This window comes from Microbulbifer maximicatervae (SeqCode), assembly GCF_052467695.1.
In genome coordinates, this window is the sequence record NZ_CP174320.1 from 3,449,835 (window position 1) to 3,470,533 (window position 20,699).

Here is a 20,699-nt window from a genome sequence, read left to right on the forward strand (position 1 = left end):
TTTTATAGTTTGTTCGCTCGTACCATTTGAATATAACCACTTGATTTTCCATGGGAAACTATAGTGGTGGCGGTAGATTGATTATGAGATAGTAGTCAATATAATAGTGATCAGAATGATTACTATATAGCTGTTGTACAAACCCGCTGCGCGGGAGTGGTGCTACTTTTAAATTATAAGAGGCATTTTAGAAAATGCATAACCGGGTATTGCAAAATATATTTTCTGCGTACAGTGGTTATTTATCTAAAACTGCGCAGCCACTAAAAAATTTAAAGGCTATCTCCTCGATACAAGAATGCCGTACAAAATCGATGGGAAGCAGTTATTATCGTTGTAAGCACAACCATGTCACAGAACAGCATCATTCTTGTAGGCATAGAAGTTGCCCCCTCTGCTCAGGCAGAAAACAGCTCCAGTGGGTTGATCAGCAGCGTCGTAAATTATTTGATACAGAACATTTTCATGTGGTCTTTACTATACCTCATGAGTATCTGCCGTTATGGCAATACAACGAAGAGAAGCTTACAGATATACTCTTTTTGTCGAGCAAAGAAACCCTGTTTGAATTAATGGCGAGTAAAGACTATCACGGAGTAACTCCCGGGATGCTTATGGCTCTGCATACTTGGGGAAGACAGTTAACTTTACACCCTCATATACACTGCTTGATAACCGCTGGTGGTTTGACCTTAAGGGAAAAGTGGAAAGAAACAGGTGAGTATTTATTACCTGTTCGAGTGGTTAAGAGTCTTTATAGGGGGAAGTTTCAAGCGCTGTTACTAGAGCAGTATCGTGCTGGGTTAATCAAGCTCCCTCCCAGTTGGCCCATTGGCCAGTTTGATATTCTCTTTAAAGCTTGCTATCGCAAAGAATGGTCAGTTCGTATTCAGGATCGATATGAGCATGGACAAGGAGTGCTTCTGTATTTTTCACGATATATCAAAGGTGGCCCGCTGAAGCCAAAGCAGATATTAAACGTGGATCATAAGGGGTTGGAATTTCGTTATTTTGATCACCGTGACCAGCGACGCAAGCGACTAAGGTTAAAGCCTGAAGAGTTCTTAAGACGTGTCTTGCAGCACATACCTCCAATAGGAAAACACATGGTACGGAGTTATGGATTATATGCTGGGTGTAATAAGAAAAAGCACGATCTATGTAGTAATCAAGTGGGTTTAATGAAAGATCAACGACTCCCAGCTGGATTGCAAATCCAAGATCTGGTGGTAGAGTGTGGGCAGTGCCATGAATCTACAAAGTTGACTGGCAGAGTGTGGTCTAAGGCGAAAAAAGGAATTTCCTTTATAAAGGGGGCGGCTCGGCAAGATAGTGCCGGCGGGAATGTACAACATGGCGATGAACCAGACACTGCAGGAATGGGCCTCTTTAGTTCGGCCTAAATTCAATGCCAGGTCATTTTTTTTACCGCCTGCAGTGCAGGTTATCTAAGCGTTATGTTTAATTTGAAGTGACAATAAGGAGTAGTTAAATGAAGTTCGTTAATAAGCTTGTTCTCTCTGGTTTATTTATGACTAATACAGCAATTGCTGGGAGTTGGAGTTATGGAAATGTTTATTTGGCTGAGTCTTTCTCAGAAAAAATATATATAAGATGGAGCGGTCCCAATACTCAAAGCTGTACAAGTGATGATGTTTACTTTAGTGAAACATCTCTTGGTAATGCAGAAGCAGTCGAGAGGGCATTTTCAATTGCTTTAACAGCAACAGTCTCCGGTAAACCAATTAGATTTTATTTAGATGGCTGTGAAGGAAGTCTTCAAAAAGCAACTGCGGTACAGCTTTGCGCAACAGATGATTGTAGCTACTAATTACATAACAAACCGTTGAAGTCGGACAGGCGCAAGCTGTGCTCAAAAGCATAGCTTGCGCCTGCCGCTTAACGGGGCGTTATTGTGGCGGTCGATTTTCAGATGTTCTGTAGCTGCTGCAAGCATCAATCTCTATCTGAGCACTTTTTTCTGAGAGTTTTCCTGCAATTTGGTACTACAGTTTCGTTCTAGTGCCATCGTTTTAAGTCAGCAAGCCCTGCAAGCCAGCTACGCCATCATGGAGTGCCAATCAGATAGTTAACCGGTTGGGAAAGTATGGTATTTTCCCCTTTAAATTTATCGGGCAGTGGCCAGCCAAAGTTGGCTGGTAGAGAGCAAGTAGGTGGTTCAGTGCGCGCCAGCCATAACCAGGCTAGTCAAGCTCGCCCAACCCCTCCGGGGCTGGGCTGGACAGCCTACGCGTTGCTTCGGCTGACCTTGCTAGCGGCGTTATTGGTCGCTCGCTCCAGTTTTGCGGGGGTTCAATAAAGAATAGCAGGTAATTATTAGGTTGCTGTATAAAAAAACAGTATTGGCGGGAAAGCCCATAGCCAACGGTTCGACCTTCATGTAAGCTTCGAAGCTTCAGCGACGCTCGCATAACGAAGTTAATGCGGACGGCGCAGCCGCTTCGAAGCAAGGCCGCGAACCTAGTGCTGCTAGTTTCTCTCTCCGAATCGTGGTAGACAATAAAAGAAAGATATTTGTAGTGGATTTGTACACAGTGCCACGAGCAACAAATAACAACCCGATTATGCGGAAACCTAAAAGTTGTCATTCCCTTTGCTTGCACAAAGGCACTGCCAACTTTCTTAACGGTTCCGCATATCTATTTTCGTTAGAACACGAGGGTATAGGAATATGAGGGCGGATTTTGGATGAATTAATGAAGTACATTTCTCTAGTCTCAAACTTATTTACGATTTTTGCATCGGGTATCGCTATTTATCTTTTTCTTGCAAAGAGAAAGTCGATTTCATCTGTATTTCATCTGTTAATGAACTATGGCTATCAACTTTCGTTGTCGGAAATAAAGGAGAAGCTCGAAAAGCTCAATGACTACAACGCTAAGGACTCTGACCAGTGTGAGCAGATAATAAACATTCTTAATGAGATAATCGGACAAATACGAGGCAACGATAAACTGAGAAATCATTTTTCCAGTTTTCTAAATAAGCTAGAAGTTCTCGTTTCGGATCGAAGGAAGTTAACCGAGCCAAGAAAAAGAGCTGTCGTTAGCGAATTGCGAGAAAGATTGAGACATTTAAATATCAGAAATATTGATGATTTCGTAGGGAGTGCTAGTGAGTAAAATTGTTAAAGCCGTAAACGCTATGGTTTCTAATCAGGATTTGATCGGCCCTGTTATACGTGGCTCTCATGGAACAGAGCTATTTTTTAAGTATGCAGGAAAACATAAATGGTCCATCATCAAAAATATGAGTGGAGATTTCTATCTTCACTATTACCCAGGGAAATTTGATCTGGAAGAGATGGCTGGTTGGCCTGATGAGGAGTGGCACGATTTCTCTGAAATGGTCTCATATAATACCAATGAGCTAGGAACCAAAGAAGCTCATGCCTCATTGAGTGAATTGTATACTGCAGTTCAAGAAAAGCTTTTTGGTATGGATCAGGTTCTCGACGATATCATCGCTGACGACCTGTTCTAACAAGCAGCAGCACGGTCGCCCGCAAAAAACGCGGGCTGGACGACCTACGCTGCGCTTCGGCCGCCCGTGTGCTGGGCGTTATAACCAAATCAGACATAAGAGATAAATTTGAGAGAAGTCCATCTATTTTTTATCGTTGCCTTTCCAGCTAATTCCTATGCGTGTTTTATTCAACCTGAAGGATTGGCCGAACAGCACGTGTCAGGATTTTTCCTTCTCTTAGGGATTTCTGCAGCGATTCTAGTTCTTGCGCTTTTCATACGCTACTTAACAAACAAGAAGCGTCTATGGGCACCAATAATTAGCGCGCTAGTTGTAGGCTACATTCCTGCGTGTATGTACTTTCTTTTTATGGAAGGTATCGCAGGTCCTGGAGGTACTTGCGGTAGACCTGAACTCTTACAGGCAGGGCAAACCCTCTTAGTAGGTTTCGTAGCTATCCTAGTGTATGAAATTTTTAAGTATTGGAGAGCTAAGCGAACCAATGGGCTATAACAAGTTGCTGAAATACGTTTCGGTCGCGAAAATCGCGCCCTTCACCGGACAGCCTACACTCCGTTTCATCTGCCGTTTAGCAAAGCGTTATGCGTTTCAATCAAAATCGAGATTATCATGAGCAGTAAACATACAGAACATTCCTCATATAGAGAAAAGCTAATTGAACATCTTTTTGTTGGGGAACTTCTCAAAATTTCATGGCAAAAAGGTGATTGCCAACTCGAAGTGGCAAAACCTGAAGTTGATAACTCTGGTTATGATGTAATCCTCGAAGCAAATCGTATTGTTAGGCACGTTCAATTAAAAGCGTCTTATGTGGGCGGGAAAACAGCTCGACAAAAAATACATGTGAAGCTTAGAGATAAACCTTCTGGTTGTGTCGTCTGGGTTTATTTTGATGAAGAATCTCTTGAACTCGGCCCATTTTATTTCTTTGGCTCTGAAGCAGGAGAACCATTGCCATCCTTAGAAAATGCTAAAATAGCAAAGCATACAAAAGGTGATAGTGATGGTCACAAGGCAGAAAGACCAAATATTCGAGAGCTAAACAAAGGTAGCTTTACATGCTACGAGTCAGCAAGTGAAATCTATCAAGCACTGTTCGGAGAGCACGCATAACAAGTAAATCCAGGTGACGCCTACGGCGCACCTGATTTAGGCGCTAAGTTTTATACACAAGTTTTTTTAAGTTTTATTATGTAAATCAATAAGTTACAGTTTAGCCCAGTAAGAACTACAGATTTGGCTGGATTATTATGCAGGACTGGGTCATGGAGGAAGTAAAAAATCAGGTTATGGGTGATACACGCTTGAATAAGCGCTTGTCCAATATTCTTAGTAGTTTAAGTTCAGATCCAAAGAATAGCATTCCCTGTGCAAACAAAACTTGGGCAGAAACGTTTGCAGCTTATCGCTTTATCGAAAATGATAAAGTCAATTTTGATTCTATTATGAGCGGCCATAAATCGGCAACTCTTGAGAGAATCAAGGCGCAGCCCGTTGTTCTTATCCCTCAAGATACCACCTTTCTAAATTTTGCCACTGACTTAGAAAGTAAAGAGATGGGAACACTTAGGCGGAAAGAGACCAATCAGCAACTCTTGCACACCTCCATCGCTATAACGCCATCAAGAGTTAACTTGGGTGTTGTTGAGGGTAGTATGTGGCAGAGAGACAAGGAATCAAGCTCTAATTCCCGTTATACCAAGTCGATAAAGAATAAGGAGAGTCGACGCTGGCTAGACCATTACGAAACGGCTTGTCAGATACAGGAGCGCTGCCCTGAAAGTACAATTGTGAGTATTGCTGATAGAGAGGGTGATATTCATGAGTGGTTTCAACTGGCTGAAGATCAAAGTGAACAGCGGCGGGCGAGCTATATCGTTCGAGCTAAGGCCAATCGCACTTTAGAGCTCGATGGAGAAGAAACGGTTTTGCTTTGGGATCATATGAATGAGCAGAAATCTGTTGGTCTATACACGGTAGATATTCCCAAACGGAATGGTGAATCTGGAAGAAAAGCCAAAGTCAGTGTATCCACTACTGAGATACGGCTACTTGGGAAAGGAAAATCTAAACGACCTCTTTCTCTCTATGCTGTATTGGTTAAAGAATTAAACCCACCAGAGGGTGAAAAAGGCATTGAGTGGATGCTGTTAACTGATCTTCCAGTTGAAGACTTTAAGCAGGCAAGGGTCATCATTGAGTGGTATCGAAGCCGGTGGGAAATTGAAACCTATTTTCGGGTGGTAAAAGGCGGATGCCAGATAGAAAGTAATCGTTTTAGAACAGAGCAGCGAATGTTGAACTGTATTGCGATCTATATGATTATTGGATGGCGACTACATTCGATAACTACACAAGCAAAAAGTCTTCCTGATGAACCATGTACGAGTGCTTACTCTGAAAAAGAATGGCGCATGGTATGGATGATGCGAGATAAAAGTTCCCCACCGAATATACCTCCAAGCATGAGAGATATAACGCGTATGCTGGCAGGTCTAGGAGGATTTCTAGGGCGTAAAGGCGATGGCGAGCCAGGGGTTAAAACTGTTTGGCAAGGATATGCTAAGTTGCTCCATTATGTTGAAGCAGCAGAGGTTTTAAATGGACTTAAATAATGTGTATAAAACACAGGCAGGGCGTTAATTGCCGGAGGTGACTCATGGAGCGGTTTACTAACTCAATAAGAAAAAATTTAGAAACAGAGAATTGGTATGGGGCTTTGTTTATGGCTCTAACTATGCCTGATATCTGTGGAAAAATAACATATCCAGAAATAGAATACTCTGGCCCTAGATATAAAGAGTGGTTTAATGCCAACCTATCCCAGATAAATAAATCTAATATTATGGGGAAAGAAGTTGTGTTCTTAACAGCTTCTGATTGCTGGGCATTAAGATGCTCTCTACTTCATGCTGGCACAGACGACATAACCGAACAGAGAGCTCAAGAAGTACTAGAAAAGTTTGAATTCACTACTTTGGGAATGCACCGAATTCACATTAATAATATTCTCACTCTAAACATAAAGGCATTTTGCAATGAAGTTATCCAGGCTGTTGAAGCTTGGTATGAACCCATTGCGGAAACACTTGAATAAAAGAAAAAATTGCAAGAATTATTAGTATAAAAACTGAGCCATTCTCACCAATACCAGGAATACAGTTTGAGTAAAACAATTAACAAGTTTGGCAATGCGACCACTAAAAGCGTGGCTTCGCCACAACGCGGCACATTCCAAAAGCGTTAATTTTCTAAGAGTAGCCATGCCTTACAAGAGTATTATTAGGTCTGTTGTAGTGATTTTTTTAGTCGTTGCTGCTTACTATGTTGGCGAGCATCGGGGGTTCAATCGGGGTGTAGAAATTTCTGCAGTTTTTTCTTCATCGGGAAGGTCAGTAGATGAAGCAAATATGATTGCTCTTCTTCTCGGATATGCGAGGCGGGGGGAAGAAGAAAAAATGTATGAATGGGGCGAAAAGTTCATTGTTTAGAACATGGATACATACAACAGTGTTCAGAGTGTGCTTGCTACAGAGTCTGCGGCAATAAAAGATACAAAGCTCTATGATGTGCTTGATGTAATGGTCAACTCATACCCACACAGTACAACGGAAGATTATATAGAAACATACATTAAGGCGGGCAAGAACTCCTCGGCCAGCCCCGAAAATTAACCAGGCCAGTCAAGCTCGCCCACCCCTTCGGGGTTAGGCTGGACAGCCTATGCTCCGCTTCGGCTGCCCTTGCTGGAAATGTTAAGTGCATGAGAGAATGAAGACATCAGTAGCAATTGTTTTACTTACATTAATTTTGAATGGTTGCGCTACACCGCAAACCTATACCGGAACGGTAACTGATTGCCAAGATAATCCGATTGCTAGAGCAGAAGTAGAAGCATGGGAAAACGAATGGATTCCTTTTCAATTGCCTGGCAAACTTGGAGAAACCAAAACGGATGAAAATGGAACTTTCACATTAAACACAGAAAAAGGGGCGAGCTTCTTCGTTTATTCTGGTAGCAAACTAGTATTTACAAGCCACCCTGGGAAATCGGAGACCAAGTGTGCCAAAAATAGCACTTAACAAATCGTGGCAGCAAGGGCGCCCCGGGACGGCTTACACTTCGTTCCAGTCGCCCCTGCACTCTGCGTTATATGTGAGCAAACATGAATAATAGATTAGGAACGATTATTGTAGTGGCTTTGGCATTGTTGCTTTCAGCTTGCCGTGCAGAGTACAAAGATATCAGTAGCGAGCCAGAGTATTCTCAATATATTGGCAAGCAATATAAACTAATATCCGATATGGACTATTCCGGGGTTAACTTGTCACGAGGCTATAGCGATGAAATTCATGTTTATATTATTTCATCACGAGATCCTGGCTGGAGTGGTCCAGAGGTAGTAACAAGAGAAACACTGCCTACTGGCTCTGTTGTCATAATATCAAAAGTAGAGGAATGCACAAACTGTTTAACTTTTGGCGCTCCACTCAGGCGTGCACAAGTTGAAATTAAAGGAGTCCCATCTATTAATCTACCAATACAGTTAGACTTTGATCAAATACTATCTGGAAAGCACCTTGAACGAGTTCAATGAAAACATAACCAGTCAAGGTAGCAAGGGTTACTTCGCGCACCGGGATGCACAATCCGCTACGTAGTTTGACGCCCCTGCTTGAAACGTTATTGTGGCGGTCAGTTTTATTGATTTTTCGTGGTAACTAATAGCTTAGTACGGCTAAATAGCAGCCAATATCGAGCAATTTTTACTGGTTGCTATTTAAACAGTTTCGCTCCTAGAGTGTTCGCTCAGGTGCTGTAAAAAGGGGCAGTCCGCTGCAATTTCGCGGATTGCCAGTAAGATAGGAATTGGTTGGGAAAAGTGCGGTATTCTTCCCTCGTAAATATTGGGCAGCGGCCAGCCAAACTATGGCTGGCAAAGTGCTAGTAGTCGGTCCCGAGCGCGCCAGCCATAACCAGGCTAGGCAAGCTCGCCCAATCCCTTCGGGGTTGGGCTGGACAGCCTACGCGCTGCTTCGGCTGCCCTTGCTAGCGGCGTTCAGGCTGTAGAAAAACTCTTAAAAGATAGTATTTTTTGATAAAATGGGATCTCGTTATTGAGATCCTCAACATGCCCAACTTTAAGCACTATGATTACAACCAAGATGCCATGGTTGTAATTAACTTCGAAGAGCAGTTACAGCCTCAAACTTTTGAGTTTACTCTCCACCATCTGATCAATGATCACATAGATCTATCTGCCTTTAATGATAAGTATCAAAATGATGGTGGTGGCCGCTCAGCTTATGATCCCGCGATTATTCTGAAGATCGTTTTATTTGCTTACTCCAAAGGCATCACCTCTAGCCGTGAGATTCAGTGGCAGTGTGAACACAGCATCATTTTTAAGGCGCTCTCATGTGATAGCACTCCACACTTCACCAGTATCGCGAACTTCGTTAGTAGCTATCCTGATGCAATTGAGTCTGTATTTGAACAGGTCTTGATGGTGTGTAGTGAACAGGGGCTTCTTGGCAATGAGCTCTTTGCGATAGATGGCTGTAAAATGTCATCAAATGCTAGCAAAGCGCATTCTGGCACTTTTAAAGAGCTTAAAAAGAAGCGGGAGAAAATTCGTAAGAAGATCAAATCCTGTCTCAGTGAACACAAAAGGCTTGATGGAAGAAAACCTCAAGAAAGGGAGCGAAAACAGGCTGTTGCTAAGGCTGCTGACACATTACGAAAGCACTTTGAAAAAATTGATCAGTTCCTAAAGAGTCATCCCCAAGGATGGGGCAAGGCAAAAGACCGAAAGAAGTAAAGAGCAATATCACAGATAATGAATCAGCGAAGATGACTACTAGCAAGGGGACTATTCAAGGTTATACCGGTATTGCGGCAGTGGATAAGAAACATCAAATAGTCGTTGAAGCACAAGCTTTTGGTGAGGGGCAAGAGCACCATACCTTGAAGCCTATTTTGAATGGTATTAGTACACGCTATAAAAATACCGAGATTGATGAAGATATCTTAGACAAAGATGTCATTATCACTGCTGATACTGGGTTTTCAAATGAGTCTAATTATAAGTACTTGAGAGATAATGGAATCAATGCCTACATTCCTGACAATAAATTCAGGTCAAGAGATAGCAGCTTCTCTGAGCAAAAAGAGAAATATGGTAAACGTAATCAAGGAAAAAAGGTTGGAGTTCCCCAGATAATACCGGCCAAAGATTTTACCTTTAATAAAAGAAAGAAAACCTGCATTTGCCCAGCGGGTAAAGAGATGTCTCTTCAAAGAGAGGAATATGTTAGCGAGGGTAAAAGAAAGCTCTTTTTTGAGGGGCGTTTAACGGATTGCAGAAATTGTGACCTGAAACATCAATGCATGCGAAGCCCAGATTCAGCAGATACGAGAAAGGGACATGGTCGGCAGGTATCACTAACTTGGACAAACGGGCGTACTGCTACCGATTGGATGAAAAAGCGAATTGATAGCATAAAAGGTAAAACCATTTATGCGCACCGTATGTCGGTTGTTGAGCCTGTGTTTGGGAACATTGGTACCAATAAAGGGTTGAATCGGTTCTCCTTGCGAGGGAAGAGCAAGGTTCAAGGCCAATGGCAGATGTTTTGCTTAGTACATAACATTGAAAAGTTGATGAGATATGGCAATATCCACTGATTGAGGGTGTAATATGGACTTAAGAAGCCAAAATTCTATGTAGTGATATAATTCTAGTTCTTCAGAAGAAATCTCTAGAATTTTAGATGGGCGATGATTGATTGGATAGGGGTTTTGGTCAATCTGTTTTTCTACACCCTCGTTAACTGTACTTATGGATCAGGATATAAAGTCACAATTGAGAATAATCTTTAGAAAATCGGAAGAGGTTTTTGGTGCAGAAAATTCGCTAGGCACCCCAGACTTACTCCCTTTTTGTAACTCTATTTTAGAGCTTTACAAAGCTGCTAATGATATGCACATGGAGTTTGAGGAAGCATTTATTGAAGACTTTGATATCCACAAAGAGTGTACTTGGGAGTTAGCCCAGGTTTGCATGTATCATTTACGGCTGCCAAAGTATAAGACACATTTAGAAAAGCGCTTGAAAGAGGCCCGTAGTGCCCCTGACTGGAGGGCGATTCCTGTTATCGAACACATCTTGAATGCGTATGAAGATCCTTGGAAGGATAAAGAGATGTTTTATGATACAAACAGTTAACAAGGCTATCAAAAAACGGTCACTTTGTGGCCTGATTGTTCGAGCCAAGGCTAATCGTAGTTTAGAGATCGAAGGAGAAAATACGACTTTACTTTGGGACTATTTGTTCAAACAGAAGTCCATCGGAAAATACTCAGTCGGTATCTCCAAAAGAAATGGAGAGCCAGAAAGGGGAGCTAAGGTCAGTGTATCCATCGCAGAAGTAAGATTAGAGGGAAAAGGAAAATAAAAACGACCTCTTTCTATCTACGCAGTTTTTGCTAAGGAAATTAAGCCCACCAGAAGGCAAAAAAGGTATTGAATGGATGCTGCTGACCGACCTTGCAGTTGAGGACTTTAAGCAAGCGAGGATCATCATTGAGTGGTATCGAAGTCGATGGGAAATTGAAACCTATTTTAGAGTGGTGAAAGGCGGATGCCAGATAGAAAGTAGTCGCTTTAGAACCGAGCAGCGAATGCTGAACTGTATAGCAATCTATATGATTATCGGGTTGCGTCTACAATCCATGACAACACGAGCACGAACGCTTCCTGATACATCGTGTACGAAAGTCCACTCTGAAAAAGAGTGGCGTATGATATGGATAATGTAAGCTAAAACCTCCCCACCAAATGAAACTTCAAGTATGAGAGATATAACTCGTATGTTGGCAGGACTTGGAGGCTTTCTGAGGCGGAGCGGCGATGGTGAGCCTGGAGTTAAAACCGGTTGGCAGGAGTAAACTAAGCTTCTCCATTATATGGAGGCAGCGGAGGCTTTAAATGGACTTGAATGATGTGTATAAAACACAGTTTAGGCGTTATGGCTATAAGGCTGCATCGTATGAGTAGGCGGATTTCTATTTTTCTAATAGCTTTGTTTTTCTTGTCCATTAACACTGCGGCCACTGTTTATAAGTCGCCCAAAACCTATGGGGTTTTCAGTGAGAACACGGAGTTCATGTCGAGGATCATCCCTGCGTGGCCTGTAGACGATAAATATAAGCCCTATGCTAAAGCTGAGATATATCAACTTAATGGTAATACTTATGAACTTAAAAGGACTTTTCACCTGCTAAATGAGGTTTCCCCACAATCAGCTTACTTAAGCAATGAGGGGGTGCTAGTTACCATGCTAGACTGGGCAAACCCTTTTGCGGGTCATGATCTCGTTATCTATTCTGTTACTGGTAAAGTTTCATTTGAGTTCTCTGGGCTCAATTTCTTCAGTGAGTCAGAGCTAAAGAAAATTCAAGATGTGGGCTCCGATGTTTTAAATGGCCCGCGCCCCTGGATATGCTGGCAAGATGAACCATTTCAATTTGAAAATGAGGTTTTTGAATTTACTGATTCCACGGGCCGTTATATATCGATTGATGTAAACACCGGAAAACACACTACTGAATCATCGGGCATAAAATGTAGCGACTAAAAGCCATAACATGTAAAGGCACCCGACATCAAAACCGCCGCTTCGCTTTGGTTTTGTCGCAGGTGCTTTAAGCGTTATTGGGCCTGCCACATCTAACCAAGATATTGAACATGAAATTAAATGTACTTATTAGTTTATTGTTTATGTTAGTTTTCTCCAAAGCTCTAGCCTGGGAGCCTTCTCAAGCATACGCTAAAAAGATTTCTCTGGAATACGAGCTATTTCCACCTTTTGGTAATACCCAAATAAATATGAAAGTTAATGGGGATGGTTACATTGAGCTTTTATCAATATCTACTGGCGGACGATCTATCATAATCCCTGCTAACGAGTTGCAAGAGTTTAGGTATCCGAGTCTTCCAGATGTTGAGATAATGCACTACGGAGAAAAAGATGCGGAGAGTGGTCTTGGCGGTACATTCTCTCTTTGTGTTCCGTATGGACGTATTAAGAGAGTAGAAAACGAAAAGTATTGGCAGAGACCTGTTTTAGCAGTTTTTATTACTCCAAGCGAGGAGCGGATCCGAGATGTCCCTTTGCCAAAAAACAATACTTACTATAGTGAGTTTAATGGTTGTGAAATATCTGCGCAGGAAGTCTATGGTTTTTAAAAGCCCAATAACAAAGCCATTAAAAACCGCGCTTCCAGCGCTGGACTCGCAACAAGTTGCTCGCCTTTTATGGCGGCGTTAAACGGTAATCGTAGATATGAGTAAGAGAAAGGCATTTAGCTTCACGAAGGGTTATACGTTTATATTCGAAGAAGACGGAGCCGTAGTTGAGGCTTGGTTCAGTGCTCTCTCTGGACTTGAGAAAGTATTTGTAAATGGCGAGTTAGTATCTTCTCAAAGAAACTTATCAACTGATTCAACCAATAACTTTTCTATTGGAGAAAATGAATATTCGACAAATCTCAACGTGGTGAGCTTATTGAAGGGTCCGTTTGTATGCACACTAAGTAAAAACGGCAAGGAGTATAAGAGGCAAAAGCTAGTTTTTCCCAAGGCCGAACCATCGAGGAAAGGCCTGCCTTTTATTATTAGGCTTTCGTTCTTCATTCTTTTAGGCGCATGCTTTGGCGTTGCCAGTTCTTATTCGCAGTTTTCCAAAGAGTCTATTTACGTGTTTATCGCTCTAATATTCGTAGTTGTATTCGCCTATCACTCCAAGAGCTACAAAGGAAAGGGGCCGGTGATTGAGCATGAAGAAATCGTTTAACAAGGCCATTAAATTCGTTTCGGTCGCAAAAGACGCGCCCTCCACCGGACTGCCTACGCGTTGCTTCGGCATCCGTTTATGGCGACGTTAGGGGCCCCTCAGGGAACGGTCATGAAAGATACAAAAAAGCTGATTGAAGAACTCTATAAAATTACGAATGGGTTGAAAGAAATTCATCCACACAGAAACTTCACTCCGGACGGTATTCTAGTGGGCAGCATAGGCGAGGTATTGGCTGAATATCATTATGGCCTCACACCGTTGCCGCCTGGAGAAAAACAACATGACTGTCGTAAAGGAAATAAGTTAATCCAGATTAAGACAACACAAAATAAAGCTATTCAAATTGGCGAGCCATGTGTACATTTAATAGCCTTAAAGCTCCTTAGAGATGGTACAGTTACAGAGTTTTATAATGGCCCAGGTAAGCCAGTATGGGACAGAGTAAAAGACAAAAATCTGCCAAAAAATGGTCTGTACTCAGTTAGTTTGGGTGTGTTGAGTGCGATGATGGATAATGTTCAGGAAAACGAAAAGATCGAACGAGTAGAGCCCTAACAAGGCGATGAATTTCGTTCCGGCCTTGCAGGCCTCCACCGGACTGTCGCTGCTGTGCAGCGCCAGCCGATTATCGCGGCGTGTGTGCCAGGCATGGCATTTAACTAGAGAGGTGAAAGTCCTCTTACCAGGTATTCGTGGAGCCGAAGGTTAGCGAAAGGGCAAGGTTAATATCGCGAGGTATTGGCTGGAGGAAGCCCAACGCAAATTCACGGGGTGATGTACAAAAACTGGATATGAGGTGTGACGTAGGCGGAGCCAGTGGGCACGTGACCATGAAGCTCTCCATCTACAACTGGCCTGCGTTTTATAAATCCAGCATCTACATGAAGAAAGTTAAATGTCTTACCCTGGGAGGTCTATAGGCTGTTAATGGATTAACTGAAAACTGAGAGATTGGTTTTGACCGGTCTATAGAAGTCAGCAGAAGGCATAGTAGGTAGAGCTCGTGCGACTGAAGGCCTGAACAATTCAGGACAGTATCATTAACGCAGAGTTTGATGACTGCATCTGACAAGTAACCTAGTTACCAGGATTTTTTTCTCCTGGGTGAACGTCAAACTGGAAACTTAATCGTACCTTGTCCAATTTTCCCTCTCTTTTAATGCAGCGAATTCTAGATAGGAATAATCTGTTTCGGGCATTACAGCAAGTTTCTCGCAACAAGGGTGCGCCGGGTCTCGATGGTATGACGGTAAAGCAATTGCCGGAACACCTGAAGCAGACGTGGATTGACACCCGGCAAAAGGTACTAAATAGTAGCTACCGACCTCAACCGGTGAAACGAGTCTTTATACCCAAAGGCAATGGAGACCAGCGTCCACTGGGTATACCCACTGTGCAGGATAGATTGATTCAACAAGCTATTGCGCAGGTACTCAGCGAGCAATGGGAGCCGAAGTTTCATGCGCTGAGTTTTGGCTTTAGGCCAAATCGATCAGCGCATCAGGCGATTAAACAAGTTCAATACTTTGTACGGCGAGGAAACCGCTGGACGATTGATATGGACTTGAAATCCTTCTTTGACGAAGTGAACCATGACAGGCTCATGTCAATACTGAAGAAAAGCGGGATACCGCCTGATGTACTGAGATTAATCAATCGCTATTTAAAAGCGCCGACAGCCGTTGATGGCAAGTTACTAGCCACTACCAAAGGTGTGCCGCAAGGTGGGCCATTATCTCCGCTTCTAGCCAATATTGTGCTCAATGAATTGGATTGGGAGCTGCACAAGCGCCAGCTCAGTTTTGTACGATATGCCGACGACTTCCAAATACTGGTGGGAAGCCGACGGTCTGCGGAACGGATAAAAGCAAGCCTCACGCACTTCATCAAATGTCAGCTGAAGCTTACAGTCAATACTGAGAAGAGTGCAGAGGATCACTTCTGGAAGCGAAGCTTTCTAGGTTTTAGATTATTGAAGAAAGATGCCCGAATAAAGGTATCAGAATCATCGCTAATTAAATTGAAAGCAAAGATCAGAATGATCACCCGCCGAACACGAGGCCGCAAGTTTACTCAGATCATAGAAGAGTTAAAGAAGTCCCTGCTTGGTTGGAAAGCGTACTTTGACATCAGTGAAGTACTGAGCGCTCTGAAAGATCTGGACAAGTGGATAAGGCGGAAGTTGCGATGTTATCTATGGAAGCAGTGGGGCCGTAGCGGTTACCGCAGATTAAGGGGGTTAGGAGTTGATCGCGTTTTAGCGTGGAACACAGCCAAATCAGCGCATGGGCCATGGAGGCTAAGCAAAAGTCCTGCTCTTTACAGAGTGCTACCAAATAGATATTTTAGGAACTTGGGGCTGCTGGAATTGGCAGACAGAAAGTGGAAAAGAGTTGAACCGCCATGGTACGTGACCCGTATGCCTGGTGGTGTGGGAGGAGGGGCATCGTGAGGTGCCTCCCTATCCCGATTAGCTCCATTATCAGAGGATGTGTTGTGAATCTAGAAAAACCGAATGAAATTGTAGAGTTGGTTGTGTACACAGTAAAGCCAGAAATGAATAGTGTTTATGTAAATACAGCTATTGAGAAATTTCGCAAGCTTGTGATGGGCTTTGAAGGTTTTATTAGTTATGAATTTTATCAAAGTAGTCGAAGTAAAAATGTTTTCATGGATTTTGTACGTTGGGAGTCTCTTGAATTCGCTGAAGAAGCAGCTAAACAAGTTAAAATTCTTCAAAAAGCTCCTGAGTATAAAGAGTACCTAGATTCGTTTGCATCACTAGAAATATTTAATCATTTTAATCAAGTGAAAGCATGGAGCTAACAAGAACTTCAAGCGGAAAAAAATACAGTTGGCTGTTTTCACTCCGTTCAAAATTTTAGCCAACTATATTTTTCCGCTTTAGTAGGCATTAAGAGTCAAAACATAGATATTCAATGAGTACTAATAAAGAGTTATTTCTACATGTAGTAAAGGTCTTAGGTTATCTGAATTTTGGTCTATTTATTCTGGGTTTCTTTAGCTCAAAAGGTGGGAGTGGCACTGTTGTACTGTTTCTGCCAGCCAGTTTAATCTTAGCAACAGCCGTCACTCTTGTTTATATTTTTGGCTTTAAGTATCTTCATTTGACTGGAAATCGCATGGATTATTGGTTTTGGTTCAGACCATATGTTTGGCTCATAGTAATTTTTGTATTCCTTGTAATTAGTATTGCTTCTATTGGGTACTTCGGAAATGCGAACTCTTAACAAAGTCAAGCACGATTGCCAGCAAAGCTGGCTGGACCTACATTCCGCAGCTTCGCTGCTCCATTTCGGCCCGTGTTGGCGGCGTTAACTTTCCAGGAGAGAAAATGGACTTCGGCAAAATCATCAAAAGCGATGGTGATATACAGCTTGATCAATGGAGTAGCGTAGTCTCCAGTCATCAAGCCCTCGAGCAAGCTCCTGATAAGAAAGGAACTAACCCTTTTACCAATGAGGAGGTTCTTTTCTCTGGTGAAGGCATAGCCTTCTATCTAGAAGGCGGGGATAAAGTTGGCAATATAAGCCTGGAGAATGGTGTTCTACTGACCAGCGGGGTTCCTATGTCAATGTGCTCTGAACTTGCATATTCCCTCAACGCGGAAGCTTTCGAAGATGACCGCAGTTAACAAGTGACTATGGTTGCTCGTCAAGTTTTTAAGCCATACTTTCATCCCAGTAGGTGTTGTTTTTCACCATTGTATTCAGGATCGTAATCTGCTTTCTCATGCAGGCAACCAGAGCGACCTTTTTAGGTTTGCCAGCGTCGACTAATCGCTTGTACATCGGCTTTAGTTTGGGATGATGCTGTATGGCCGACATGATGGAAACAAACAAAACCGTTCGTACACGATGCCTTCCACCCCGAATATATCTCTTTCCCTGGAAGCTGCCGCTATCACGGTTCATCGGGGCGATACCGACAAGTGCAGCGATTTCTTTACGGTTCAATTTTCCTAGCTCGGGAAGTTCACTCATCAACGTATAAGCCAATACACTTCCGACCCCTTTAGCACTCAACAATAAGTCGCGCCTTTGCCGCCACTCAGACACACTGTTAACCAGTTTATCTAGTTGCTTGTCGATACCTTGTAGCTCTTTCTTGATGGTGTTTAGAATGGTCCGTATAGGTTTGTGTACTGATTTCGGCATTCTCTGAAGCCGATTCTTTTGCATTGTACTCATCTCTAAACACTGACTTCTTACCGCCAGTAAGTCACTGATCTCTCTAAGCTTTTCTGGCTTTAGCACCGACAGCCTTGGCTTCATGGCCTCACCAAAATGTGCAATATCTATTGCATCTAGCTTGTCAGTTTTGGCGAGGCGCCCTGTGGATTTAGCGAAGCTTCTTATCTGTGAAGGGTTGCAAACAACAACAGGTAATCCTGCTTTATCAGCGGCGCAAACAAACTCTAATTCAAGTCTTCCTGTAGACTCTATTAATACTCTTTGAGGTTTAAGAGGTTGTAATTTTTTAATGGCATTCTTAATGCCATTTTTATCATTGGCAACACTAAAGAATTGGCCAGTAGGTCTCACATAAATATCGAGTTGTTTACTGCTGGTATCGATACCGACATTGATCTCTTGAGGTTCCATAAGATAAGCTATCTCCGCCTTGCTATTCGGGCTCGAGGCCCACATGACTATCCGAGTTATGCCTAGTGAGTGCTTATCGCGTTCATACTTGTTATCGGTCTTTTACGAACCGGCCAGGCAGCGAACTGTGATAAACAAGGCCTTCGGTGGCCGCCGAAGGTGGGTCTCAATTTACCCGTTAGCGAAAAGGATTTTCAACATCAGAATCGATCAAGAACAACCATACAAGGGCCAGCACAATCGCTAAATGCAAAAAACGCATTTTTCTGAACTCGCTAAAAGCGCTCGCCTGTGTGGCCGGCGTTAACAATCATGGAGAGATTGGTGGTTAGATCCCTCAGTATTATCTTCTTTCTGTTGCTCGCTTATGGGTGCACACCAAACGGTCAGGTGGTAGATTCTTCGGGCGTGGAATATAGTGAATATTTTCAGTGTCTTATATACTCAGAAGACAATACCATCAGCTTTAACGCATTCATCACCCTGGGTAAAGAGCGTCTACCAAATACATATGCTCTTTCCCCGAGCCAAGAGAAGTGTAGTGGTCTAATCCTTCCGGACACTTCGCTAAGATGGTAAAACTACCAAGCGAGGTGAAGTATGACAACAAAAGGTACACGTCGGCATTTCAAGCCGGAATTTAAGAAAGACGCCGTAGCGCTAGTCTCTGAGCAAGGGTATTCAATTTCTAAAGCAGCAGAGGCTGTAGGAACAACAGCCAATAACCTGCGACGCTGGATAAAGGAACTGAAGCAGGAAGAAGACGGTGTGAGGTTGGGTGTAGGCGAGCGCGCAGAATTAGAGCGATTACGACGTGAAAATAAGCAGTTGCGGATGGAGAAAGAAATCCTAAAAAAGGCCAGCGCCTTCTTTGCGAAAGAAATGAAATAAAGTACAGCTTTATTGAAAAACAGCAAGGCAGCTTTCCTGTTAGGGTGCTCTGCCGGGTAATGCAGGTAAGTAAGACTAGTTATTACGATTGGTGTTGCCGTGGTAATAGCTCAATAGATGCTCAAACATGGCAACTATGCCATCGTTTGAAGGCCCTATTTGCAGAATCTAGACAGAGTCTCGGAAGTCGTCGGTTAATGAAGCTGTTACGTAAAGAAGGCTTTGAAGTCGGGCGCTATCGAGTCCGCAAGCTCATGAAAAAGCTAGGCTTGGCAGTAAAGCGCAAGAAGCGATTTACACTGACGACAGACAGTAAACATCACCTGCCTGTCGCAGAGAACCTTCTGAATAGGGAGTTCTCACCGAGTGCTAAAAATCAAGTTTGGACGACTGATATTACATATATTTGGATTTCGCAGGGCTGGCTGTACTTGGCGGTAGTGATTGATCTCTATTCGCGCCGGATTGTTGGTTGGCATCTAGATCGCAAGATGGAAACGGCCCTGGTAACTCGTGCGTTGATGATGGCTGTCAATTTGCGTACGCCCCCAAAAGGTCTCCTGCATCACTCTGATCGTGGCAGTCAGTATGCCAGCCATACCTACCAAATGTTATTGAGTCAGCAGGGGATGGTGTGTTCAATGAGCCGTAAGGGAAATTGTTGGGACAACGCACCGACTGAACGTTTCTTCAGCAGCCTGAAGCGGGAGTGGTTAACGGGAAACCTTTATCCGACAAGGGAGGATGCGGTAGCAGATGTAAGAGCCTATATTGCTTATTACAACTCACGAAGAATACATACGACACTGGGAGACCTAGCCCCTATCGAATTTGAGAAATGTGCTTAAAGAAGTGTCCGCTTGGAGTTGACCACAACAAAGTACCTCTCATCCCCGAACACTATTCTCTCGGTGAATGAAGTCTATATCCGAAATCATAGTGAGGGGCCAGTTCAGCTGTCCAATTTAGTTGTTGGGGAAGGGGTAGGAAGCTTCACTAGGCAGTACCAACCTCAAGTTATTAGGGTGGAATCAGGGGCAGTGGTTTTATCTAGCCCTATCGTAGATGTTACATCAATATACGGTCCGTCCGAATTACCTTGCAATATAAGCTACCAGATCCAGGGAGAGTCCTATGCACTCACAGGCAAATGGAAACGGCTTACCATCAGAGAACTTACGCGTTAACAAAGCATGGCATGGGACAAAACGCTGCGTATTTCACCTATGCTCGCAGAGTTAACTGCCCTATGAAATTGAAGCGGGTCATATATGAACTCTATGAAGTAGACCTACTATCTCTACATGACCATCCTGAATGGCATGAAATAAATAGAGAGATATTTCTAGAATTTGATAATGGATTGAAGCGATATTTCTCATGGTGCAATGAGCCTGTTCAATATTCGGTTGGTTTCCAAGATCATCGCTTTAACGTAAATGAGCCTGATCATGTAATTGACGCCTCGGAGTGGGGTATGTGGCGAGATCTGATCGGAAACGTAGTAGATTTCATTAGCCACGATAATTCGAATCAAATATTAGAGCTTAGGGGGCAAGATAGTTCTGTGTATTTATCAACCCAAGAGCGTGGTTCTTGGTCAGCAGACGTTTTGTATGTATCTACAACACTGCCGGAGTTCAGCAGTTAACAAGCCGCAGCAATCGCTCCTGTTGGTCGCTGGGACTGCCTTTCCGCTGCTACACAGCTCCTGAGCCGGACGATCAAGCTGTAGAAAAACTCTTATAAAGTGATGTTTTTGCAAAAATGGAATCTCAATATTGAGATCCTCTACTTTTATATGGTGGGATAATT

Annotated in this window: 24 protein-coding genes and 2 pseudogenes; 25 read left to right on the top strand and 1 reads right to left on the bottom strand. The window is 43.1% G+C overall.

The window, feature by feature from the left end; genetic code table 11:
* Window positions 1–194 precede the first annotated feature (194 nt).
* From ACJJI8_RS15235 to ACJJI8_RS15345, 23 genes and pseudogenes are all read left to right on the top strand, one after another.
* The gene (locus ACJJI8_RS15235) at window positions 195–1,403 is read left to right on the top strand and encodes an IS91 family transposase (protein WP_444932871.1); all 1,209 of its coding nucleotides are present in this window, start codon (window positions 195–197) and stop codon (window positions 1,401–1,403) included.
* An 89-nt stretch (window positions 1,404–1,492) separates the two neighbouring features.
* Window positions 1,493–1,831: a DUF5992 family protein gene (locus tag ACJJI8_RS15240; RefSeq protein ID WP_444932872.1), complete on the top strand. Its 339-nt coding sequence runs from the start codon at window positions 1,493–1,495 to the stop codon at window positions 1,829–1,831.
* A 276-nt stretch (window positions 1,832–2,107) separates the two neighbouring features.
* A complete protein-coding gene (locus tag ACJJI8_RS15245; protein ID WP_444932873.1) occupies window positions 2,108–2,320 on the top strand; it encodes a hypothetical protein in 213 nt (70 codons plus the stop codon).
* A gap of 397 nt (window positions 2,321–2,717) precedes the next feature.
* On the top strand, window positions 2,718–3,143 hold the full coding sequence (locus ACJJI8_RS15250; protein WP_444932874.1) for a hypothetical protein: 426 nt from the start codon (window positions 2,718–2,720) through the stop codon (window positions 3,141–3,143).
* Window positions 3,136–3,504 carry a hypothetical protein gene (locus ACJJI8_RS15255; protein ID WP_444932875.1) on the top strand — a complete coding sequence of 123 codons (369 nt, stop codon included), beginning with the start codon at window positions 3,136–3,138 and terminating at the stop codon, window positions 3,502–3,504. Before ACJJI8_RS15250 ends, ACJJI8_RS15255 begins: the two co-directional genes overlap by 8 nt.
* 612 nt (window positions 3,505–4,116) lie before the next feature.
* Window positions 4,117–4,620: a hypothetical protein gene (locus ACJJI8_RS15260; protein ID WP_444932876.1), complete on the top strand. Its 504-nt coding sequence runs from the start codon at window positions 4,117–4,119 to the stop codon at window positions 4,618–4,620.
* A gap of 137 nt (window positions 4,621–4,757) precedes the next feature.
* On the top strand, window positions 4,758–6,122 hold the full coding sequence (locus ACJJI8_RS15265; RefSeq protein WP_507021831.1) for an IS4 family transposase: 1,365 nt from the start codon (window positions 4,758–4,760) through the stop codon (window positions 6,120–6,122).
* A gap of 44 nt (window positions 6,123–6,166) precedes the next feature.
* A complete protein-coding gene (locus ACJJI8_RS15270; RefSeq protein ID WP_444932878.1) occupies window positions 6,167–6,604 on the top strand; it encodes a hypothetical protein in 438 nt (145 codons plus the stop codon).
* A gap of 166 nt (window positions 6,605–6,770) precedes the next feature.
* On the top strand, window positions 6,771–6,998 hold the full coding sequence (locus ACJJI8_RS15275; protein WP_444932879.1) for a hypothetical protein: 228 nt from the start codon (window positions 6,771–6,773) through the stop codon (window positions 6,996–6,998).
* A gap of 280 nt (window positions 6,999–7,278) precedes the next feature.
* Window positions 7,279–7,590, top strand: a complete 312-nt coding sequence (locus ACJJI8_RS15280; RefSeq protein ID WP_444932880.1) for a transthyretin-like family protein — start codon at window positions 7,279–7,281, stop codon at window positions 7,588–7,590.
* 83 nt (window positions 7,591–7,673) lie between these two features.
* A complete protein-coding gene (locus tag ACJJI8_RS15285) occupies window positions 7,674–8,105 on the top strand; it encodes a hypothetical protein (RefSeq protein ID WP_444932881.1) in 432 nt (143 codons plus the stop codon).
* Between the two features lie 534 nt (window positions 8,106–8,639).
* Window positions 8,640–10,195: pseudogene (locus ACJJI8_RS15290) on the top strand (IS1182 family transposase).
* Window positions 10,196–10,349: 154 nt separating this feature from the next.
* The gene (locus ACJJI8_RS15295; RefSeq protein WP_444932882.1) at window positions 10,350–10,736 is read left to right on the top strand and encodes a hypothetical protein; all 387 of its coding nucleotides are present in this window, start codon (window positions 10,350–10,352) and stop codon (window positions 10,734–10,736) included.
* Window positions 10,720–10,965, top strand: coding sequence for a hypothetical protein (locus ACJJI8_RS15300; RefSeq protein WP_444932883.1), 246 nt, complete (start codon window positions 10,720–10,722; stop codon window positions 10,963–10,965). Before ACJJI8_RS15295 ends, ACJJI8_RS15300 begins: the two co-directional genes overlap by 17 nt.
* A gap of 76 nt (window positions 10,966–11,041) precedes the next feature.
* Window positions 11,042–11,329, top strand: coding sequence for a transposase (locus tag ACJJI8_RS15305; RefSeq protein ID WP_444932884.1), 288 nt, complete (start codon window positions 11,042–11,044; stop codon window positions 11,327–11,329).
* A 24-nt stretch (window positions 11,330–11,353) separates the two neighbouring features.
* A pseudogene (locus ACJJI8_RS15310) lies at window positions 11,354–11,458 on the top strand (hypothetical protein); the annotation flags it as partial.
* 218 nt (window positions 11,459–11,676) lie between these two features.
* A complete protein-coding gene (locus ACJJI8_RS15315; protein WP_444932885.1) occupies window positions 11,677–12,147 on the top strand; it encodes a hypothetical protein in 471 nt (156 codons plus the stop codon).
* A gap of 110 nt (window positions 12,148–12,257) precedes the next feature.
* Complete coding sequence (locus ACJJI8_RS15320) at window positions 12,258–12,758, top strand: hypothetical protein (protein WP_444932886.1); 501 nt, start codon at window positions 12,258–12,260, stop codon at window positions 12,756–12,758.
* A 97-nt stretch (window positions 12,759–12,855) separates the two neighbouring features.
* A complete protein-coding gene (locus tag ACJJI8_RS15325; protein ID WP_444932887.1) occupies window positions 12,856–13,365 on the top strand; it encodes a hypothetical protein in 510 nt (169 codons plus the stop codon).
* A gap of 111 nt (window positions 13,366–13,476) precedes the next feature.
* The gene (locus ACJJI8_RS15330) at window positions 13,477–13,923 is read left to right on the top strand and encodes a DUF6998 domain-containing protein (RefSeq protein ID WP_444932888.1); all 447 of its coding nucleotides are present in this window, start codon (window positions 13,477–13,479) and stop codon (window positions 13,921–13,923) included.
* Window positions 13,924–14,527: 604 nt separating this feature from the next.
* Complete coding sequence (gene ltrA / locus ACJJI8_RS15335; protein WP_444935171.1) at window positions 14,528–15,820, top strand: group II intron reverse transcriptase/maturase; 1,293 nt, start codon at window positions 14,528–14,530, stop codon at window positions 15,818–15,820.
* Window positions 15,821–15,864: 44 nt separating this feature from the next.
* Window positions 15,865–16,194: an antibiotic biosynthesis monooxygenase family protein gene (locus ACJJI8_RS15340; RefSeq protein WP_444932889.1), complete on the top strand. Its 330-nt coding sequence runs from the start codon at window positions 15,865–15,867 to the stop codon at window positions 16,192–16,194.
* Window positions 16,195–16,723: 529 nt separating this feature from the next.
* Window positions 16,724–17,023 carry a hypothetical protein gene (locus tag ACJJI8_RS15345; RefSeq protein ID WP_444932890.1) on the top strand — a complete coding sequence of 100 codons (300 nt, stop codon included), beginning with the start codon at window positions 16,724–16,726 and terminating at the stop codon, window positions 17,021–17,023.
* 28 nt (window positions 17,024–17,051) lie between these two features.
* Here ACJJI8_RS15345 and ACJJI8_RS15350 read toward each other — a convergent pair whose 3' ends face one another.
* On the bottom strand, window positions 17,052–17,993 hold the full coding sequence (locus ACJJI8_RS15350) for an IS110 family RNA-guided transposase (protein ID WP_444932891.1): 942 nt from the start codon (window positions 17,991–17,993) through the stop codon (window positions 17,052–17,054).
* A gap of 600 nt (window positions 17,994–18,593) precedes the next feature.
* Between ACJJI8_RS15350 and ACJJI8_RS15355 the strand changes: the two genes are divergently transcribed.
* Both ACJJI8_RS15355 and ACJJI8_RS15360 read left to right on the top strand, forming a co-directional pair.
* A protein-coding gene (locus tag ACJJI8_RS15355) for an IS3 family transposase (RefSeq protein WP_444932892.1) occupies window positions 18,594–19,732 on the top strand; the annotation gives its coding sequence in 2 pieces (ribosomal slippage) (window positions 18,594–18,843 and window positions 18,843–19,732; 1,140 coding nt in all).
* A 401-nt stretch (window positions 19,733–20,133) separates the two neighbouring features.
* Complete coding sequence (locus ACJJI8_RS15360; protein WP_444932893.1) at window positions 20,134–20,535, top strand: hypothetical protein; 402 nt, start codon at window positions 20,134–20,136, stop codon at window positions 20,533–20,535.
* Window positions 20,536–20,699 lie beyond the last annotated feature (164 nt).

Bases quoted from the DNA above. Each gene is read 5' to 3' on its own strand.
- ACJJI8_RS15250 (WP_444932874.1), top strand. From the start codon at position 2,718: ATGAAGTACATTTCTCTAGTCTCAAACTTATTTACGATTTTTGCATCG.
- ACJJI8_RS15300 (WP_444932883.1), top strand. From the start codon at position 10,720: ATGATACAAACAGTTAACAAGGCTATCAAAAAACGGTCACTTTGTGGC.
- ACJJI8_RS15315 (WP_444932885.1), top strand. From the start codon at position 11,677: ATGTCGAGGATCATCCCTGCGTGGCCTGTAGACGATAAATATAAGCCC.
- ACJJI8_RS15270 (WP_444932878.1), top strand. From the start codon at position 6,167: ATGGAGCGGTTTACTAACTCAATAAGAAAAAATTTAGAAACAGAGAAT.
- ACJJI8_RS15295 (WP_444932882.1), top strand. From the start codon at position 10,350: ATGGATCAGGATATAAAGTCACAATTGAGAATAATCTTTAGAAAATCG.
- ACJJI8_RS15305 (WP_444932884.1), top strand. From the start codon at position 11,042: ATGCTGCTGACCGACCTTGCAGTTGAGGACTTTAAGCAAGCGAGGATC.
- ltrA (WP_444935171.1), top strand. From the start codon at position 14,528: ATGCAGCGAATTCTAGATAGGAATAATCTGTTTCGGGCATTACAGCAA.
- ACJJI8_RS15325 (WP_444932887.1), top strand. From the start codon at position 12,856: ATGAGTAAGAGAAAGGCATTTAGCTTCACGAAGGGTTATACGTTTATA.
- ACJJI8_RS15265 (WP_507021831.1), top strand. From the start codon at position 4,758: ATGCAGGACTGGGTCATGGAGGAAGTAAAAAATCAGGTTATGGGTGAT.
- ACJJI8_RS15345 (WP_444932890.1), top strand. From the start codon at position 16,724: ATGGACTTCGGCAAAATCATCAAAAGCGATGGTGATATACAGCTTGAT.
- ACJJI8_RS15275 (WP_444932879.1), top strand. From the start codon at position 6,771: ATGCCTTACAAGAGTATTATTAGGTCTGTTGTAGTGATTTTTTTAGTC.
- ACJJI8_RS15360 (WP_444932893.1), top strand. From the start codon at position 20,134: ATGAAATTGAAGCGGGTCATATATGAACTCTATGAAGTAGACCTACTA.
- ACJJI8_RS15280 (WP_444932880.1), top strand. From the start codon at position 7,279: ATGAAGACATCAGTAGCAATTGTTTTACTTACATTAATTTTGAATGGT.
- ACJJI8_RS15245 (WP_444932873.1), top strand. From the start codon at position 2,108: ATGGTATTTTCCCCTTTAAATTTATCGGGCAGTGGCCAGCCAAAGTTG.
- ACJJI8_RS15285 (WP_444932881.1), top strand. From the start codon at position 7,674: ATGAATAATAGATTAGGAACGATTATTGTAGTGGCTTTGGCATTGTTG.
- ACJJI8_RS15350 (WP_444932891.1), bottom strand. From the start codon at position 17,993: ATGGAACCTCAAGAGATCAATGTCGGTATCGATACCAGCAGTAAACAA.
- ACJJI8_RS15235 (WP_444932871.1), top strand. From the start codon at position 195: ATGCATAACCGGGTATTGCAAAATATATTTTCTGCGTACAGTGGTTAT.
- ACJJI8_RS15240 (WP_444932872.1), top strand. From the start codon at position 1,493: ATGAAGTTCGTTAATAAGCTTGTTCTCTCTGGTTTATTTATGACTAAT.
- ACJJI8_RS15330 (WP_444932888.1), top strand. From the start codon at position 13,477: ATGAAAGATACAAAAAAGCTGATTGAAGAACTCTATAAAATTACGAAT.
- ACJJI8_RS15320 (WP_444932886.1), top strand. From the start codon at position 12,258: ATGAAATTAAATGTACTTATTAGTTTATTGTTTATGTTAGTTTTCTCC.
- ACJJI8_RS15260 (WP_444932876.1), top strand. From the start codon at position 4,117: ATGAGCAGTAAACATACAGAACATTCCTCATATAGAGAAAAGCTAATT.